We start from the raw sequence: 18015 nt of genomic DNA on the forward strand, positions 1-18015 counted from the left end.
CGATTTGGATAAAGACAGGAACCCATGAAATCAAACTCGAACCATCCCGCCGGTATCGGCGAGCTCTTCGGCAGCCTGTGGCGCAACCGCGAATTGGTCGTGAGGATGGCCAAGCGCGACGTCATCGGACGCTATAGCGGCTCGGTGCTCGGCTTGGCGTGGTCATTCTTCAATCCGCTGTTGATGCTGGCCGTCTACACATTCGTGTTCTCGGTCGTGTTCAAGGCGCGGTGGGGTGAAGGTGTTCAGGAAAGCAGGACTCAGTTCGCGATGCTGCTGTTCACCGGCATGATCGTGCACGGCCTGTTCGCCGAGTGCCTCAACCGCGCGCCGACATTGATCCTGTCCAATGCAAACTACGTGAAGAAGGTGATTTTCCCGCTGGAGATCCTGCCGTGGATATCCTTCGGATCGGCGCTCTTCCATGCGGCAATCAGCCTGCTCGTGCTGCTCCTCGTGCAGTTGACGATCAACCAGCAGCTCCCCTGGACCGCCGTGCTGTTCCCGCTGGTGCTGGTCCCGCTGATCCTGGCGACCATGGGGCTCAGCTGGTTCGTCGCTTCGCTGGGCGTCTACATTCGCGACGTGGGGCAGGTCACGGCGGTATTCACCATGATCCTGCTTTTCATGTCGGGCATTTTCTATCCGATCAGTGCATTGCCGGAAGCGTATCAGTCGTGGATGCGCCTGAACCCGCTCACCTACATCATCGAGGAAGGTCGCAACACGCTGCTGCTCGGAAAGATTCCGGATTTCCAGATGCTCGGGCTGTTCACGGCCGTGGCCCTGCTCGTCGCATGGCTTGGCTTCTTCTGGTTCCAGCGCAGTCGCAAGGGGTTCGCAGATGTGGTCTGAATATTCATATGGATGCGACCAGGCACGGATGAGCGGAGAGCACGATGTCTGAAGAATTCGCCATCGCGGTACGGGACGTATCGAAGTGCTACCAGGTCTACGAGCAGCCGGGTGACCGCCTCAAGCAGGCCATCTATCCGCGGCTGCAGCGTAGCCTTGGCGCCGAACAGCGCAAGTACTTCCGCGAATTCTGGGCGCTGCGGAATGTGTCGCTGACCGTACGTCCTGGCGAGACGATGGGCATCATCGGGCGCAATGGCTCGGGCAAGTCGACGCTTCTGCAACTGATCTGCGGCACGCTGGCTCCCACTGCAGGCGAGGTCGAGACCAACGGCCGCGTCGCGGCCCTGCTCGAGCTGGGGTCGGGGTTCAACCCCGAGTTCACCGGTCGCGAGAATGTCTTCATGAACGCCGCGGTGCTGGGCCTGACCGACCAGGAAATCGCTGACCGCTACGACCGCATCGTCGAGTTTTCGGAGATCGGCGACTTCATCGACCAGCCGGTGAAGACGTACTCCAGCGGCATGTTCATGCGCCTTGCTTTCGCCGTGCAGGCGCACATCGACGCTTCGATCGTCGTCATCGACGAAGCGCTGACCGTCGGCGACGTGTTCTTCCGGCAGAAGTGCTATGCACGCCTGGAGCAGCTGCGTGATGCGGGCGCGGCGATCTTGCTGGTGTCGCACTCGATGCCGGACATCGAGCAGTTCTGCGAGAGGGCGATCCTGCTCGACAACGGAACGCCGAGGTTCATCGGCCCGGCCGCCGAGGCGGCCAAGCATTACTACCTGTTGCACCAGCCGCCGCGTCCGCAGCTCGTGGATGACGAGCGCGATGGCGGCGCCGAGTTGGCCCTGGACGGTGCTGCCATGGATCGCCCGCCGGAGGACGCCTTCCTGGACATTTCGGGACGGGCCCAGGTCAGCGACGGTAGTGCCCGCTGCACGGGCGTCGCTCTACTTGATTCCAAGGGCGCGCCGCGCAGCAGCTTCCAGCAGGGTGATCGCGCGATCTTCTACTTCGAGTTCGACGTGGCCGGCGACATCGGCGTGCCGGTCTGTGGAATGACGATCAGCAACGACCGCGGTGTGATCGTCCATGGCAAGAACAACCTCCAGTTCGCCGACGATGCCCCGACGACGAACGGCCAGACGCGGCGCGTGTCCTGCTACCAGGAGGTAAGATTGGACCTGGCTGCGGGCGAGTACACCTTCGAAATTGGCCTGGCCGCCACCAGCCGCGCGCATTGGGACAACCGCGAACGCTCGCCCTATGAAGCCGAGTTGGGGTATGTGTCGCGGCTCTGCCACATAGCGAATGCGGGAAGTTTCTCGATTCGCATGGGAGTGAGAAATGGCGTCACCTTTCTCACCCATCACGGAGTTGCCGATCTGCCCGGTGCCATCCGGGTACAGATTGGCCAGTAAGTTTCCTTTCCTTCCCCCATGCTCTTCTTCAGGTCCGTCAATGAAATCCTCTGAAACAACAACGCTGGAAGGGATTCGCGCGGATTGCTGGTGTGGGGCAAGCTCGTTCCGTGAGTTCGGTCCGGACTATCTCGAGTGCTTGACCTGCGGAACCCTTGTTTCGCAGAAGGGCCTTTCAAGCGAGAGACTCGTCGTGGTCGACGACGAGTCGGACTTCTATGGAAAGAACTACTGGCTGGGCCATCAGTCGGAAGAGCTTGATCAGCCGGACATCATCGAAAGGACCCGCGCCGATCTTCCGGAGCGCAACCTCTATTGGTTGCGCACGCTTCTGAAGTATCGCTTGCCGGCCGCGCGCGTGATGGAGCTTGGCTGCGCGCACGGCAGCTTCGTTGCGCTCATGCAGCAGTGCGGTTTCCAGGCGTCCGGCGTTGAGATGAGCCCCTGGGTCGTTGAGCTCGGCAAGATGACCTTCGGGATCGATGTCGAGCTGGGGCCGGTGGAATCGCTTGAAGTCGACCCGGGCAGCATCGACGCGATCGTGATGATGGATGTCATGGAACATCTGTCCGATCCGGCAGCCACGTTGTCCCATTGCCTGAGTCTCCTTAAGCCCGACGGCATTCTGCTGGTGCAGATGCCCAATTTCGAGGAGGGCATGCAGTTCGACAGCCTCGTCGCAACGAAGTCGCCGTTCCTCGAGCAGTTGAAAGAGGACGAACACCTTTACCTCTACAGCAAGCGCGCGACTGTCGAGTTCTTCCATAGGCTCGGTGCGGACCACATTGCCTTTGAGCCAGCAGTCTTCGCCCACTACGACATGTGCTTTGTCGTGAGCAGGGCGCCATTGCAAGTGCATGGCCAGGCCCAGATCGACGCCTCTCTGTTGGCGACGCCGCAGGGACGGATCGGCCTGGCGCTGCTCGACATGAAGGACCGGTACGACCGCGCGCCAATCCTCGAGCAGGAGATCGCTCCGCTTCATCGGCAGCTGCACGACCTCTATATCAAAGCCGATGCAGTCTCGAACGAGCGCAACCTTGCGAAGGCGCAACTGGCGGATCTGCAAGGTCACTTCGAAGCGGCGGAGCGCGATCGGGCTGCCCGTGCCGTGGTCATCCAGGACCAGGGTGCGCGAATCTCCGAGCTTGAGGGTCAGATCCATCTGCGGTTGCAGGAATTGAACGAGATCTATGCCCGTATTCAAGCGGGCGCGGGGGAAGAGGTGGCCCCGGCTCCCGCTGCGGCCTCAAGCCCGATTTCGGAAGAGTCTTCCGACACGCAGGAGCGCATTGCATTTATCGAGCGCGACCGCGCGGAGCGTCTCGCCGTGATTCAGGCGCAAGGTCAGCGCATCGCCGAACTGGAAGGAGAGGTGCACCGCCGCCTGCAGGAGTTGAACGACCTGTACCCGGCTTTGGAATCGGAACGGGTACGAGCGGCGGATTTCGAGCAGAGGCTCGCGTCTGCGTCTTCGGACATATCGCGGATCCACGAGGACCTGCAGCAATATTCGTCCGAAGCCCGGAGGAAGGACGCCGAACTGGAAGCGTTGCGGCAACGCTGGTGGTGGAAACTGGGGAGTTTCTTTAAAGCGATATGAGTCATTCGAATGAAAAGCCGGGCGCGTTGGTCCTGACGACGGACCTTCCGTACTTCCCCGGGAAAATGGGGGTGGACTACTTCAACCTGCGCCATCTGGCGCAGCACTACCGAGTGGGCGTGGTTGCGCCGTGCTACGACAGCTTCCCGGAACAGGGCGTGGCGAACCTCGAGTCGTTCCTGAGCGGATCGTATTTCTGGCCGCGCCCGCCGGAGCCGGTTGTGACCATGCTGCCGGAAGAGCCGCGGGCCCAGCTGCGCGGCTGGGTGCATCGTGTTCCCGGTCGGGTACGGCACTGGCTATATCGCCGTCTGCTGAAGCTGGACGGGCAGCCGGCGGATACGCTGGAGAAGCTCTGCATCTTGTCCAATTGCGCCCCGCAGCTGTTGCACGCGATAAATGGTGGGCACTGGCAAGCGGTCGTGCTGATTCAGACCAATATCGAGCCATGGTTGGACTACCTGCCGCCAATGGGCGGCAAGGTTGTGTACTTCCACGATGTCCGTGCCGATTACTTCAATCGCGCCATCAACACGCCAGGACGCCAGCCGGTGAGCCCGGCCGAGGTCGCGGCGGTGCATCAGCAGGAACAGAGTGTCGTGGAGCGGGCTGACGTGGTCGGCTTCGTCTCGGCGCTTGACGAACAGCGGGCAACCCGGCTTTTCAGAATGCGAGCCGAAACCGGCGTCGCCGCCATCTCGGTGGACACCGAGTACTACACCCCCGCGGCTCCGGGCTGGAAGCGCGACAACCGTCGGATCGTGCTGTTCACCGGGCACCTGGCTCATCCGCCGAATGTGGACGCGGTGCTGTACTTCCTGAAGGAAATCTGGCCCAAGGTTCTCGAGCAGGCTCCGGACGCGATATTCCAGGCCGTCGGCATGGTTCCCGCCGAAGCGCTCAAGGCCGCAATGGCCGAGGCACGCCAGTGCGAGCTCCACGCCAACGTGCCGGACATCCGTCCCTACTTCTGGAATGCGAGCGCCTACATCGTTCCGATGCGTTACGGCGGTGGCGTGCGCCAGAAGATCTTCGAAGCGTGGTCCATGCAGGTCCCGGTCGTGTGCACGACGATGGCAGCCGAGGGAACCGGCGCGGTCGACGGCGTGCAGTGCCACCTCGAGGACGATCCTGCGCAATTCGCCAGCCAGCTTGCACTCGCGCTTACCGATCCGGGCTCCTGCGACAACGTAGTCGCAAATGCCAAGGAATACCTGCTCGCGAACAACTCCATTCCGGCTGCCGCACCTGGTTTCCAGAGGCTGGTGGACAAGGCCGTGAGGATCAAGGAGCGCAAACCGTTCAAGCTGCTCTTCGATCTGCGCTGGATGGAGCTTGGCCATGCCGGCGGCATCGAGCAGGCCACCTACGAACTCGTGTCGGCGATCGGACAGATCGACCGTCGCAACGAGTACCGCGTCCTCGCCCCGCGCAGCGCGTGCTGCGAGTGGAGCTTCTCCCCGGAGTTCAAGATCCGGACCCATTACTCCGATCACGCAGAGCGCGAAACAGAAGCGCTGCGCTCGTTGCTGGTCAACGGGCTGGGGGAGAGCGTCGGCAGGTCGCCGATCCTCAACACCGCCATGCGGAACCTGGCCAACTATCGCCGCCTGGATTTCGACATGGTGCACTCGGTGGCCGGTTACACACACCCGGACCTGCTCGGTTTCCCTGGCGTCCTGACGATCAACGACCTGCAGCACCTTCACTACCCGGAATTCTTCACGCCAGAACAGTACGAGGAACGCGAACGGCTCTATCGAACCTCGGCAGAGCGCGCCAGCCACATCATCTGCATCTCCGAGTTCACTCGCCAGGACGTGCACCGCCAGTACGGAGTGCCGCTGGAGAAGATGACGACCGTCTGGATCATCCCCAGTCGCAACGTGTGGCAGGCGATCGAGCCTGCAAAGCGCACGCAACTGCTGGCAGGTCTGGGCATCGACGCTCCCTTCCTGTTCTTCCCGGCGCATTGCTGGCCGCACAAGAACCATGCGCGCCTGGTCGATGCCTTCAGCCGCGCCCTGGATCGACTGCCCCGCGACGTGAAGCTGGTGCTCACCGGCGGAGCGTTCCCGAGTGACCATCCGGCGGCGGCCATGATCCGCGAGCGCGGCCTGGAGTCGCGGATCGTCCACCTGGGCTACCGCTCGCCGCTGGAGATCCGGGCCCTGTTCCAGGGTTGCCAGGCACTGGTGTTCCCGTCGCTGTTCGAGGGGTACGGCATGCCGGTGGCCGAGGCGATCATCGCCGGCAAGCCGGTGCTGTGTTCCAACGCGACGTCCTTGCCAGAAATTGCGGGCGATGCTGCATTGACCTTTGATCCGAAGGACGTCGATGCCATCAGCGACGCCCTCGTCGAGATAACCACCAGGCCCGAACTACGCGCCGCATTGAGCGAGGCAGCCCTTCGTCGCAGGGGGCTGTTCGCGTCACGGCGCAGCGCTGTGCAAACCCTTTCTGTCTATCAGCGCGTCTATAACGAGCTATACGGTGTGAATCCATGAGCAACCTGCCGACCATCTCGATCGTGGTCCCTTCGTTCAACCAGGGACAGTACCTGCGAGAGACCCTGCAAAGCCTGGTTGACCAGGAATACCCTGCGTTGCAGGTCATCATCCAGGACGGCGGTTCGCGCGACGACTCGGTGACGATCGCACAGGAATTCGTGCAGGCGCACCCGGGCATGTTCCAACTGTTCGCCGAGAAGGACGACGGCCAGGCAGATGCCCTGAACCGCGGATTCCGCCGCGCAACGGGAACCATCCTGGGCTTCCTCAATTCCGACGACACGCTCTACCCCCGGGTCCTTCACAGCGTCGCCCGTGAGATCGATCCCTCGCGCGACCGTTACGTCGTCATGGGGCGCAGCCTGTTCACCGGCGTCAACTCGCGTTACGTCGGGGTCGAGCACCCCGCAGAGTACGTCTCGCATTTCGAACACCTTGCAATCTGGAAGCGCGGATACAACACCATTCCGCAGCCGTCGGTGTTCTGGCACAAGGAAGTCAGCGAGCGTTGCGGGCTCCTCGACGTCAACGAACACCACGCACTCGATTACGACCTGTTCTGTCGCTTCAGCAGTCGTTACTGGATCCACAAGGTCGACGAGTTGTGGAGCACCTATCGCATGCACGACGAATCCAAGTCGGCGCAGCGGACCGAAGCGGAGGTGCTGGAGCTGTCGATCGGAGTCAGCCGGAAGCACTGGGGCAGCTGGTTCTCGCCGCTGCGCTGGCGTTGCGAGCTTTCGCATTGGGCGTACCGGAAGCACTTCAGTGACCACGCCCGCCACCATGCGCGCAGGGCCGAACAGGCGTTCAGGCAGCGCAAGCTGCTGTCGGCGATGTGGGAACTGATGATGACCATGCTGTACTCGCCGAAGATGGCGCGGGACAGGTTGCTTTACGGCTGGCTGTCCCAGCGGGTGCCGGGCCTGCTTCGCAAGGTGGTCACTCGGGATACCAGCTTCCACGGCCAGCACACTGATGGCTGGATCGGACCGAGTTTCATCGCGCAGCTGGAGGTTCCGAGCAACGCGAATACCCTTCGGTACAGCTTGGAGCATGTGCCGCAGGTGCGGCATGACAGGTTCGAGGTCCAGCTCGTGGTGGAAGGGGCGGTCGTGGACCGCCGCTTGCTTGACGATCCTGGCCAGTTCAAGCTGGCTGCCGACGTCAGCGCGCTGCGGGGAAGGCGTGTCAACGTCGAAATCAAGAGCGGGTCTTATTTCGTCCCGCGCGAGATCATGGGGCTCGACGACAATCGCGAGCTCTCGATCAAACTTTCCGAAGTCACGTTTGAAAAACAATGAGGTGGGGCATGTCATCAGGGCGGGGCTGGCATAGTTTCAAGCAGTATGTTCGCAGGTGGACCTCACGGGACTCCGCAGGGGGAGTCGACGGGGCCGAAGCATGCGAGGAGCTTCGTGACTACGTGGCTGGCATCGATCAGTTCAATGCATCGCAGCCCAACGCGGCGATGCTCAACGACATTCGTGCCTACAACCACCTGATCGTCGGCGAGTTCGACAAGATCGTCAGACTAAAGGGGACCTGCCTTCTGGACATTGGTGCCTCGCCGCATGGCTATGCCATGGAAAAGTGCTTCGAGCGCGGCGTGTCGCGTTACGTCGGCATCGGCCTGGACATCGACGCCGCGGAAGACAGGAAGGTCGGCGACAGCCACGGGCAGTTGCGTTACATGAACGCGCAGGAGCTGGATTTCGCGGACGAGACGTTTGACGCTGTCGTGTCGATGTCGACGTTCGAGCACATAGCGGACGTGCCCAAGGCATTGAGCGAGATCCATCGCGTGCTCAAGCCCGGCGGAAAGGTGTTGCTCAGCTTCGAGCCCCTGTGGACGTGCGCCTACGGCCACCATCTGCATCACTTCGGCGCCATTTCCAGCCTCGTGCCGCCGTGGGCGCACCTGGTCTGGGATCGCGAGCAGATGGTTTCCTACCTGGGGGACAAGTGGCCGACCGACGCGCCCATCAGCCTGCAGGACGCGATCGAGTGGACGTATGACAGCGATGCGATCAACCGCGTCAGTATCTCGAAGATGCGCGAGCACTTTCATGCCTGCCCGATGCACGTCGAATGGATCTCGCCGATGAAGCACGATGCAGGCGATCTCGCGCTGTTGTCCGAGGCGCAGCTGGTCACTGGGTTGACGTCGGAGGACCTGAATACGAAGGGTCTGTCCGTCCTCCTTAGCCGGGCTGCAAGCTGACCCGCCGTATGAAGATCAGTGTTGTCACGCCCTCGTACAACCAGGGGCAGTTCATCGGCAGAACGCTTGCGAGCGTGTCGCGCCAGCAGGGCGTCGAACTCGAGCATGTCGTTTTCGACGGTGGTAGCACGGACGCGACGGTGTCCGTGCTGGAAGCGTTTGGTCATGGGGTCCGATGGGTTTCTGAACCGGACCATGGCCAGGCCCATGCCGTGAACAAGGGTCTAAAGGTCGTTGATGGCGAGATCGTCGGTTGGCTGAACTCCGATGATGTCTACTATCCGGGCGCCCTCGCCCGTGTGCATGCCTACTTCGCCGCCAATCCGGATGTCGACGTGGTCTACGGCATGGCCGATCACATCGATACCGACGATGTTCCCTTTGAGTCCTACCCGACCGAAGACTGGAACCGGGAGCGGCTGGCGCAGACCTGCTTCATCTGCCAGCCCGCGCTCTTCATGCGCCGCAGCGTTGTGTTGACCCACGGCCTGCTGGATGAATCGCTGCACTACTGCATGGACTACGAGTACTGGCTCCGCCTGGCCGAGGCCGGCGTCCGTTTCGCGTATTTGCCCGAGAAGCTTGCGGGTTCGAGACTATATTCTGACAACAAGACACTCGGTGCTTCTATCGCGGTGCATCGCGAGATCAACAGCATGCTGAGGCAGAAGTTCGGGAGAGTTCCGGAAGGCTGGCTGTACAAGTACGCGCATGTTGTAGTTCGCAGCCGGGTAGACCAACGCCGTCATCCCGTACGATTTGCCCGTGAGACTGCCGCTCGCACACTGCTTGCGTCGTTGCGCTGGAATCGAGGCATCAGCGGCTCCCTCCTTGTGAGACTTTTTCCCAGGTGGTTCTCGGCGAGGCCTTGACCCCGCCTTAAGGCCCATCTGAAGAAGGTGGACGAGCAGGCGTACGGGACTATTTTTCCGGTACCGTTGGGCCCACGGTGCTCACAGCCGCCCAAATGGGCCCCGACGCGGGCAGCGGCCTTTTTGTACGCCGGACAGGCAGGCCCCGCAGCCCCGTCGAATGCGGCTCGCGGCCACCGGCGGCAAGTACTCCCGCGCGGGTTCCCCCGGGGGGCGGGAACTAATATCATAGCCGGTCATTTCGGGTCCATCCCCAGGAAGTGTTCATGAAGCGAGTCCCTCGCGGGTTTCTGGCGTCCTTCGGTGCGAGCTGTCTGGTCCTGGTCGTTGCCTGCAATCAGGCGCCGGCTCAGGCGGCTGCGAGGTCGCGTGCAGTTGCAGTGGCCGAGGTGACTACGTCGTCGAACATTGATGGGCTGCAGCCCGAGCACGCGGCAACTCTGGCCGACGGCATCAGGACGGATGTCCGAAAGCTCGGCAGCGCCTTCGTTATTCTTAGAGTCATGGAGTAGCGTCGGACAAATCCCGGCATCCGTAGGGCCCGACGCAACGTGGGCGCCGCTGCCGAGAACGACGAGACATGGAAATGGGGAAAGTGTCAATTAAGGCGATTGTCGACGCGACGCACCGGGCAAGTGGTGAAGACAGCAGCGGCGTTCGATCGCGGCTTGCGGAAAATGTGTTGGCCTTCAGCTTGATCGCCATTGGCATGCTGGTGGTTCTGGGGGCTGCGCTTGCCGCGGAGTTCTATGTAGTAGAAGACCACCATTTGCTCGGACTGCAGCCCTGGTCGATAGCTGCATGGTTCGACCGGGTTCGCATCGACATCGACATGTTCCAGCGCTTCCGGCCCATGTATTGGGTCTACGTCGCTATCGGCACATCGTGGTTCGGCAGAAATCCCCACCTGTGGCACGCATTCGCGCTGTTCTCGGGAGCGCTAAGTTGCTTCCTGTTCTTTCGGGCGGCGCGCCTGCTGGGGGCCAGTCGCCTGACGGGGGCATTGTTCGTTGCGCTTCTCGCGTTCAGTGCCAATCAAAGCTGGATATGGATTAACCTCGTTCCTCAAGAGACGATCGGCGTCCTGCTGCTCTCAATCTCCGTGTGGGCGCTGTGCGTGGCCGCGGGCCGGCCGAATCGGCGGCTGTGGGACGGCGTCGGGTTTGTCGCGCTCCTCCTTGCGTCGCTTGCCAAGGAGAGCTTCGTACTCGTCATTCCTGCAATGTTGCTGCTCACGCTGGCGCGCGAACGCCAGGTCACCGGAGCCACGTGGCGAGAATGCGTTGTTTCTCGGAAGGTGTTGTTGATGGCCGGTGCGCTGCTTTTTGGCGTCGGCATGTCGATCGTGCTCGGTATCATGTTATCGAAGCCCCAGGGCTACAGTGCGAGCGTCAGCGCGATCTCGGTCTCGAGTTTCAGTCCGTTGCGATGGTTCGACCTGGTAGTGAAGGTCGGCTTGGGTATTCCGTTGCTCGCCTCGATCGTCATCGTTGCCGCGCGCGCGGTGCGCGCTCCGACGGAGCGCGCGCTGATTCTGTGCGCAACGCTAGTCGCGCTTGGCTGGGTCATTCCGCAGCTGGTGCTCTACAGCAAGGGGATCGACGAGCGCTATCTGTTCCCTGCTGTGATTGGCTTGGCTGCCGCCATCGCACTGGGCTTTGCGTCACTCCCTCGCAAACTTTTCCCTGTTCCACAAGTGTGCATGCTCGCACTGGTCGCGCCCGTGTTGTTGGCTGGCACGCGCGATTCGAACAAGACGGCTAACTGGTTCACCGCCGAGACTGTCGCCAGCCACCGCATGGTTACCTTTCTCGCGCAGAACACGTCGCGGGACAAAGGCGTAGTTGTTGCGGCCGATCCTGGCACCGGCTATGGGTATGAAGCGCTGTACTCGGTGCCGATCTACCTGAAACTTTCGGGGCTCGGTTCCAATGTCTACACGTGGCCGCTCGAATCACTTGGCGGCCGCAACGCCAATCAGCCAGCAGCGCGCAGTCACGGCACTGCGCCAGAACATCCGTCCACGTTGGCCCCGTCCACATTCGGCGCGATCGTGCTGATCGATACCTTCACGCCAGGTCTCAACATGGGACCCATTAAAGGATGGCTTGCGAACTCCGAGTGGAAGGAGGTGCGCTTCGATGAAACCTACAGCCACCTGTCCGAGAACGGAATGCTCACGTCCGAGTCATCCCACGTCGTTCACAGGGCGCTGGTGTCGATGAGCATGCCTTCATCGACGTCCGACGGCTTGCTCAGCGTGGATCCGGCGATTGCCTTCAATGTTGGCGTGGGGCAGGGAGTTGATGGACCGCCGTGGGGCCTGGAGCGGGACTACGCCGGGCCCGGGATGATTGCATGGCTAGGTCACGGTGATGCAGAGGGAATTGGCGGCACATTAACCGCCAAGTCGAAACAAAAGGTTACGGTCACGGTCGAAGTGATCGCAGGCCCGAGCTTGCCGGGACCAATGCGGGTGGCAGAGTTGGCGGTGGCCAGTGACAAAGGTACTCAGGTAGTGCGCGGGAAGTTCGCCGGCGGTCGTTGGGATTTCCAAGCCGAACTCCAGCCTGGGGCCAATACATTCCGGCTGCGCGTCCTCGATATGCCGACCGTCGCCAGCCTCCCCGACGGCGACCAGCGCACGCTACTGGCACTGGTACGCCACATTTCGGTGCGGGAGTAGGCGCGCGAAAATGAATACTTCCAGAGGAGCTCCCCAAGGCATGGACATGCTTTTATCCGACTGCATGCCGGACTTCGCCGTTGCCAGCAACCCAATGGGGCACCGGCCGATGCTTGCTCTCCATTTGCAACCCAGCAGCTCCGTGAGGAGCATATGAAGCGGGCACTGATCACCGGTATCACCGGGCAAGACGGCTCTTTCCTGGCCGAACTGTTGCTCGAGAAAGGCTACGAAGTCGTCGGCCTGGTCCGCCATGAAAGTTGGCATCGGCCCAATAACGCGAGCCATCTGAGCGGACGCATCAAGGTCATCTTTGGCGACATGTCCGAAGGCGTCGACATCTCGTCGGCGATCCACGAGGCCGAGCCGGACGAGATCTACAACCTAGCTTCGCAGTCGCGCCCCGGCGAGTCGTGGTCGCGCGCGACGGAGACATTGCAGGTCAACGGACTTGGCGCCATCCGCCTGTTCGAAACCGTCCGCCACCATCGGCCGGCGTGCCGGGTCTACCACGCTTCGTCTTCGGAAATGTACGGCCCTGCCGGAGGGACTCCTCAGGACGAGAACACGCCGTTCAACCCGGTCAATCCCTATGCCGCGGCCAAGGTTTACGCGCACCAGATGGCGCGGATCTACCGCGAGAGCTACGGCCTGTTCATTTCCAACGGCGTGCTGTTCAACCATGAGAGCGAGCGCCGTCCGCTACACTTCCTGACGCAGAAGGTGGCTTACGGGGCTGCTTGCGCATCCCTGGGAATAACCAGCTCGCCGGCGACCAATGAAATGGGGCGCCCGATCGTTGAGGGCGGCCGGCTGGCGCTCGGCAACCTGGAGATCTCGCGCGACTGGGGATATGCCGGGGATTTCGTCCGCGCCATGTGGCTGATGCTGCAGCAGGAGCAAGCCGGGGAATTCGTGATCGGCACCGGCAAGCTGCACAGCCTGCGCGATCTTTGCGAGGTCGCTTACGGGTCGGTCGGACTTGACTGGCGCAGCCATGTGGTCAGCGACCCGGACCTGGTCAGGCCACTGGATTCCGGGCGAACCCTCGCGAACGCGGCCAAAGCCAACCGTGACCTTGGTTGGCAGCCCAGCGTTTCCTTTGATGACATGATTACCCGGATGGTCAAGGCCCAGGTCGCCCGGCTACGAATTTCCCCCTAAAAAGCAAGCGTTACCTTTTAAACATTAAGCAAGGATCGACATGAAGACTGCACTTATTACTGGCGTTACGGGACAGGACGGCGCCTACCTGGCCGAGTTCCTTCTGGGCAAGGGTTATATCGTCCATGGCATCAAGCGCCGTACATCGCTGTTCAATACGGACCGCATTGACCACCTGTATCAGGATCCGCACGTAAACAACCGGAACTTCGTCCTGCACTACGGTGACATGACCGATTCCAGCAGTCTGATCCGCATCATTCAGGAAGTGCAGCCGGACGAGATCTACAACCTCGCCGCGCAGAGCCACGTCGCCGTCTCGTTCGAGGAGCCTGAATACACGGCCAACTCCGATGCACTCGGCGCGCTGCGTGTCCTCGAGGCGATCCGCACCCTCGGCCTGGAAAAGAAGACCCGTTTCTACCAGGCCTCGACGTCCGAGTTGTACGGTCTTGTCCAGGAAGTCCCGCAGAAGGAAACCACCCCCTTCTACCCGCGCAGCCCCTACGCGGTGGCCAAGCTCTACGCGTACTGGATCACCGTGAACTATCGGGAGTCGTACGGCATGTATGCCTGCAACGGCATCCTGTTCAACCACGAGTCGCCGATTCGCGGCGAAACCTTCGTGACCCGCAAGATCACGCGCGCGCTCGCCCGCATCAAGCTGGGCCTGCAGGATTGCCTGTACCTGGGCAACCTCGATTCGCTTCGCGACTGGGGCCATGCAAAGGATTACGTCGAGATGCAGTGGCTGATGCTGCAGCAGGACACGGCCGAGGACTTCGTCATCGCCACCGGCGTGCAGTTCAGCGTTCGCGACTTCGTCAATGCCGCAGCCACCGAGCTGGAGATCAAGGTCCGCTGGGAAGGCACGGGCGTCGACGAGAAGGGCTACGACGAGAGCGGCAAGTGCATCGTCGCGGTGGACGAGCGCTACTTCCGTCCGGCCGAGGTCGAGACGCTGCTCGGCGACGCCAGCAAGGCCAAGCAGAAGCTCGGCTGGTCGCCGAAGATCACCTTCCAGGAGCTGGTCTCGGAAATGGTCCGCGAGGACCTGAAGTCCGCCGAACGCGATGAGCTGGTCAAGCGTCACGGCTACTTTGCCCCGAATCGCCACGAATAACGCATACCCAAGGCAGCGAATGAGCACCGACGTCCTCACCAAAGAATCCAAGATCTATGTATCCGGGCATCGCGGCATGGTGGGGTCTGCCATCGTGCGGCGGCTGCAGGGCGCGGGCTATGCCAATCTGGTGACCCGCGCGCATTCCGAACTCGACCTGCTCGACCAGGCCGCGGTGTCGGAGTTCATGCATGACGAAAAGCCGGATTACATCTTCCTGGCCGCGGCCAAAGTGGGTGGAATCCAGGCCAACAACACGTACCGTGGCGACTTCATCTATCAGAACCTGATGATCCAGTCGAACGTCGTGCACTCGGCGCAGCAGGCGGGCGTGGAGCGCATGCTGTTCCTGGGATCGAGCTGCATCTATCCGCGCGACTGCCCGCAGCCGATCAAGGAGGAGTACCTCCTGACCGGTCCGCTGGAGCAGACCAACGAACCGTACGCCATCGCCAAGATTGCCGGCATCAAGCTTTGCGAGAGCTTCAATCGCCAGTACGGGACCGCCTACGTGTCCGCGATGCCGACCAATCTTTACGGTCCGAACGACAGCTATGACCTCAACAACAGTCACGTGTTGCCGGCACTGTTGCGCAAGACCCACGAGGCCAAGGAGCGCGGCGATGCCGAACTGGTCGTGTGGGGTAGCGGCAATCCGAAGCGCGAGTTCATGTACGTCGATGACATGGCGGATGCCTGCGTGTTCCTGATGGAAAGCGGCGTGCGCGACGGATTGTTCAACGTTGGCTTGGGCACGGACGTAACCATCCGCGAGCTGGCAGAGACGATCATGGAGGTCGCCGGGTTCGGCGGTCGCATCGTGTTCGATTCCAGCAAGCCCGACGGAACGCCGAGGAAGCTGTTGTCGGTGGATAAGCTGCGCGAACTGGGTTGGCAGGCAAAGACGTCGCTGCGCGATGGCGTCGCAAAGACCTACGCCGATTACGTCCAGACCCGGGTAGCAGGCGCATGATGGCCGCGACCGCTGGGACGAAGCGGGCAGTTGTCCTGGCCGGCGGCCTGGGCACCAGGTTGCGCCCCTACACCGTCGCATTGCCGAAGCCGCTGATGCCGGTTGGCGAGTATCCGATTCTCGAAGTGATCATCCGCCAGTTGCGTTCGGCCGGCTTCGGCCACATCACGCTTGCGGTCAATCACCAGGCAGACTTGTTCCGGGCCTTCTTCGGCAATGGCGAGAAGTGGGGAATCAAGATTGACTATTCCCTCGAGCACATGCGCCTGAGCACGATGGGTCCCCTGAAGCTGGTCCAGGATCTCCCCGAGCACTTCCTGGTCATGAACGGCGACATCCTCAGCGACGTCGATTACGGCGCGCTCCTGGATGCCCATGCTGCCGAGGATCGCCTGTTCACGATTTCCGCGGCCAAGCGCGAACAGCGCATTGACTACGGCGTGCTGCACTCGAACGACGGCAAGACACTCAGCGGCTTCGAAGAGAAGCCGTGCTATCCGTTCATGGTCAGCATGGGAATCTACGCGGTGTCGCGTCGGGTGCTGGACATCATCCCGGAGAACCAGGCGTACGGCTTCGACCACCTGGTGCTCAACTACCTCGACAGCGGAGACGCCGTGAACCTGGTGCCTCACGAGGGGTACTGGCTCGACATTGGCCGTCCCGACGACTATCAGCGTGCCGTCGACGAGTGGCCGGAGCTCTCCCAGCGACTGGGCCTGGTATGACAGACCCGTGTACTTCACTGCGCGGACGCCGGGTCGTCCTGACGGGTGCAGGCGGCTTCCTTGGCGGTCACCTGGGCCGCAGACTACGCGCCGCAGGCGTGGAGGTTGTGGCGCTCGGGCGACAGCAGGGTTTCAACCTCCTTGCCGATGAGCTGCCGCTGCAGGCAGGCGACCACGTCTTCCACTTGGCTGGGGAGACCGGCGTACCCGCCGCCTGGGAAGATCCGGTGCAGTTCCATCTCGTCAACGCCCACGGTACCGTGCGAGTGCTCGACCAGTGTCGCAGGGCCGGTGCGTCAATGACCTACGTCGGCGCCTACGTCTATGGCGTCCCGCGGCACTTGCCCATCGACGAGGCCCACGTCACGGATGCAAACAATCCGTACGCGTTCTCCAAGCTGATGGCGGAGCAGGCGTGCGAATGGTTTGCCCGGATCTACGACATTCCGGTCACCGCGATCCGTCTGTTCAATGTCTACGGTCCCGGACAGAGCGACCGCTTCCTCATTGGCCGGATCCTCTCGCAGGTGCTGGATACCTCCGTCGAGTCGATTGAGCTGATGGACCTTGCACCGCGACGCGACTACCTGTTCGTCGACGACGCGATTGACGCGTTGGTGATGTCACGCCCCGAGAAGGGCTACCAGTTGTTCAATGTCGGCTCGGGGGTTTCGCACTCGGTGCGCGATGTCGTCGACGCTGTCATGAGCGCCGCGTCGACGCACAAGCACGTTGTTGACCTGGGCCAGGCGCGTCCGAACGAGATTCCAGACGTGGTGGCCGACAATTCAAGAATCACCGGCCAGTGCGGCTGGGTCCCAATGGTCGACCTGGAGTCCGGCATTCGCCGCATGATCGACGAGGTGACGCCATGAAGGCAATTCAGATCCTCTGCCCGGTATTCCGCGAAGAGGATGTCATCCTTGAGTTCCATGGTCGGCTCAAGTCGGCCGTCGAATCGTTGCGGGATCGCTACCGGATCTCGTTCCTGTATGTCGTGGATCCGGCCTCCGACGGCACCGAAACGATCCTCCTCGACCTGGCAGCGCGCGAATCCGATGTCAGGGTGCTGATCATGACGCGGCGATTCGGGCACCAGGCCGCACTGATCGCTGGCATCGATGCCTGCGAGGCTGATGCGCTGGTGATGCTCGACAGCGACGGACAGCATCCGCCCGAGCTCATTCCAAAAATGGTCGGGGAATGGGAGGCCGGGTCTCAGATCATCCAGACCATCCGCCGCGACGGCGCTGAGACCAAGTTTCTCAAGCGTTCGACGTCGGCCATGTTCTACCGGCTGATCTCCTGGATCGGTTCAATCGACCTCAAGCCTGGTGCGGCGGACTATCGTTTGCTGGATCGTGCCGTGGTCCATGTGATCCGCGACCAGCTGCAGGAACGCAACATGTTCCTCCGCGGCGTGGTTGCCTGGGTCGGCTATCGGATCACGTTCATCGAGTTCGAGCCGCTGCAGCGGATTCGTGGCGCCTCCAAGTACCGCGCGTCAATCCTGTTCAATTTCGCTTTGCAGGGGATCAGCTCGTTCTCGAAGACCCCCTTGCGCTTGTGCACCATCACCGGCCTGGCCGTTGCCTTCCTGAGCGTGCTCGCCGGCGCCTTTCTCGTGGTGACCTACCTGCTCGGTCACGGCGATGTCCGGGGCTGGGCGTCACTTATGACGTTTGTTTCCTTCCTTGGGGGGCTGCAGCTGTTCTTCATGGGGATCTTTGGCGAGTACCTGGCCCAGATCTTCGATGAAGTGAAGGGGCGCCCGCGCTATCTGGTCGGCGTCGACAGTTCCAGCGGCGTTTCGCCGGCAGTCGCGTCTTCGACCCTCATACAGGACTGAT

General features: G+C 61.8%; 14 protein-coding genes. All 14 read left to right on the forward strand.

Annotated elements, in window-relative coordinates; translation table 11 throughout:
- The first annotated feature begins 24 nt into the window (after positions 1-24).
- On the forward strand, positions 25-855 hold the full coding sequence (locus AC3A3Q_RS17120; protein ID WP_487587373.1) for an ABC transporter permease: 831 nt from the start codon (positions 25-27) through the stop codon (positions 853-855).
- 44 nt (positions 856-899) lie between these two features.
- Positions 900-2282 (forward strand): ABC transporter ATP-binding protein, encoded by a 1383-nt coding sequence (locus AC3A3Q_RS17125; RefSeq protein ID WP_487587374.1) that lies wholly within the window; start codon positions 900-902, stop codon positions 2280-2282.
- Between the two features lie 40 nt (positions 2283-2322).
- Entirely contained in the window at positions 2323-3885 is a 1563-nt protein-coding gene (locus tag AC3A3Q_RS17130; RefSeq protein ID WP_487587375.1) for a class I SAM-dependent methyltransferase, read from the forward strand.
- Positions 3882-6392, forward strand: coding sequence for a glycosyltransferase (locus AC3A3Q_RS17135; RefSeq protein ID WP_487587376.1), 2511 nt, complete (start codon positions 3882-3884; stop codon positions 6390-6392). The genes AC3A3Q_RS17130 and AC3A3Q_RS17135 overlap by 4 nt, the downstream gene beginning before the upstream one ends.
- On the forward strand, positions 6389-7699 hold the full coding sequence (locus AC3A3Q_RS17140) for a glycosyltransferase family 2 protein (RefSeq protein ID WP_487587377.1): 1311 nt from the start codon (positions 6389-6391) through the stop codon (positions 7697-7699). The genes AC3A3Q_RS17135 and AC3A3Q_RS17140 overlap by 4 nt, the downstream gene beginning before the upstream one ends.
- A 122-nt stretch (positions 7700-7821) precedes the next feature.
- Positions 7822-8619 carry a methyltransferase domain-containing protein gene (locus tag AC3A3Q_RS17145; RefSeq protein WP_487587378.1) on the forward strand — a complete coding sequence of 266 codons (798 nt, stop codon included), beginning with the start codon at positions 7822-7824 and terminating at the stop codon, positions 8617-8619.
- Between the two features lie 8 nt (positions 8620-8627).
- Positions 8628-9491, forward strand: coding sequence for a glycosyltransferase family 2 protein (locus AC3A3Q_RS17150; RefSeq protein WP_487587379.1), 864 nt, complete (start codon positions 8628-8630; stop codon positions 9489-9491).
- Positions 9492-10071: 580 nt separating this feature from the next.
- Positions 10072-12177 (forward strand): hypothetical protein, encoded by a 2106-nt coding sequence (locus tag AC3A3Q_RS17155; RefSeq protein WP_487587380.1) that lies wholly within the window; start codon positions 10072-10074, stop codon positions 12175-12177.
- A gap of 153 nt (positions 12178-12330) precedes the next feature.
- Entirely contained in the window at positions 12331-13341 is a 1011-nt protein-coding gene (locus AC3A3Q_RS17160; RefSeq protein ID WP_487587381.1) for a GDP-mannose 4,6-dehydratase, read from the forward strand.
- Positions 13342-13381: 40 nt separating this feature from the next.
- On the forward strand, positions 13382-14464 hold the full coding sequence (gene gmd, locus AC3A3Q_RS17165) for a GDP-mannose 4,6-dehydratase (RefSeq protein ID WP_487587382.1): 1083 nt from the start codon (positions 13382-13384) through the stop codon (positions 14462-14464).
- 19 nt (positions 14465-14483) lie between these two features.
- Positions 14484-15437, forward strand: coding sequence for a GDP-L-fucose synthase family protein (locus AC3A3Q_RS17170; RefSeq protein WP_487587383.1), 954 nt, complete (start codon positions 14484-14486; stop codon positions 15435-15437).
- Positions 15437-16165, forward strand: coding sequence for a sugar phosphate nucleotidyltransferase (locus AC3A3Q_RS17175; RefSeq protein WP_487587384.1), 729 nt, complete (start codon positions 15437-15439; stop codon positions 16163-16165). Before AC3A3Q_RS17170 ends, AC3A3Q_RS17175 begins: the two co-directional genes overlap by 1 nt.
- The gene (locus AC3A3Q_RS17180) at positions 16162-17040 is read left to right on the forward strand and encodes an NAD-dependent epimerase/dehydratase family protein (protein ID WP_487587385.1); all 879 of its coding nucleotides are present in this window, start codon (positions 16162-16164) and stop codon (positions 17038-17040) included. Before AC3A3Q_RS17175 ends, AC3A3Q_RS17180 begins: the two co-directional genes overlap by 4 nt.
- Positions 17037-18014, forward strand: a complete 978-nt coding sequence (locus tag AC3A3Q_RS17185) for a glycosyltransferase family 2 protein (protein WP_487587386.1) — start codon at positions 17037-17039, stop codon at positions 18012-18014. Before AC3A3Q_RS17180 ends, AC3A3Q_RS17185 begins: the two co-directional genes overlap by 4 nt.
- The last annotated feature ends 1 nt before the right edge of the window (position 18015 follow it).

The sequence above is a fragment of the Lysobacter sp. Soil_C_59 genome (assembly GCF_057656415.1).

What these genes read in the sequence shown, in the direction of transcription:
- AC3A3Q_RS17130 (WP_487587375.1), top strand. Translation starts at nt 2,323, where the DNA reads ATGAAATCCTCTGAAACAACAACGCTGGAAGGGATTCGCGCGGATTGC.
- AC3A3Q_RS17150 (WP_487587379.1), top strand. Translation starts at nt 8,628, where the DNA reads ATGAAGATCAGTGTTGTCACGCCCTCGTACAACCAGGGGCAGTTCATC.
- gmd (WP_487587382.1), top strand. Translation starts at nt 13,382, where the DNA reads ATGAAGACTGCACTTATTACTGGCGTTACGGGACAGGACGGCGCCTAC.
- AC3A3Q_RS17140 (WP_487587377.1), top strand. Translation starts at nt 6,389, where the DNA reads ATGAGCAACCTGCCGACCATCTCGATCGTGGTCCCTTCGTTCAACCAG.
- AC3A3Q_RS17160 (WP_487587381.1), top strand. Translation starts at nt 12,331, where the DNA reads ATGAAGCGGGCACTGATCACCGGTATCACCGGGCAAGACGGCTCTTTC.
- AC3A3Q_RS17125 (WP_487587374.1), top strand. Translation starts at nt 900, where the DNA reads ATGTCTGAAGAATTCGCCATCGCGGTACGGGACGTATCGAAGTGCTAC.
- AC3A3Q_RS17120 (WP_487587373.1), top strand. Translation starts at nt 25, where the DNA reads ATGAAATCAAACTCGAACCATCCCGCCGGTATCGGCGAGCTCTTCGGC.
- AC3A3Q_RS17185 (WP_487587386.1), top strand. Translation starts at nt 17,037, where the DNA reads ATGAAGGCAATTCAGATCCTCTGCCCGGTATTCCGCGAAGAGGATGTC.
- AC3A3Q_RS17175 (WP_487587384.1), top strand. Translation starts at nt 15,437, where the DNA reads ATGGCCGCGACCGCTGGGACGAAGCGGGCAGTTGTCCTGGCCGGCGGC.
- AC3A3Q_RS17155 (WP_487587380.1), top strand. Translation starts at nt 10,072, where the DNA reads ATGGAAATGGGGAAAGTGTCAATTAAGGCGATTGTCGACGCGACGCAC.
- AC3A3Q_RS17135 (WP_487587376.1), top strand. Translation starts at nt 3,882, where the DNA reads ATGAGTCATTCGAATGAAAAGCCGGGCGCGTTGGTCCTGACGACGGAC.
- AC3A3Q_RS17170 (WP_487587383.1), top strand. Translation starts at nt 14,484, where the DNA reads ATGAGCACCGACGTCCTCACCAAAGAATCCAAGATCTATGTATCCGGG.
- AC3A3Q_RS17180 (WP_487587385.1), top strand. Translation starts at nt 16,162, where the DNA reads ATGACAGACCCGTGTACTTCACTGCGCGGACGCCGGGTCGTCCTGACG.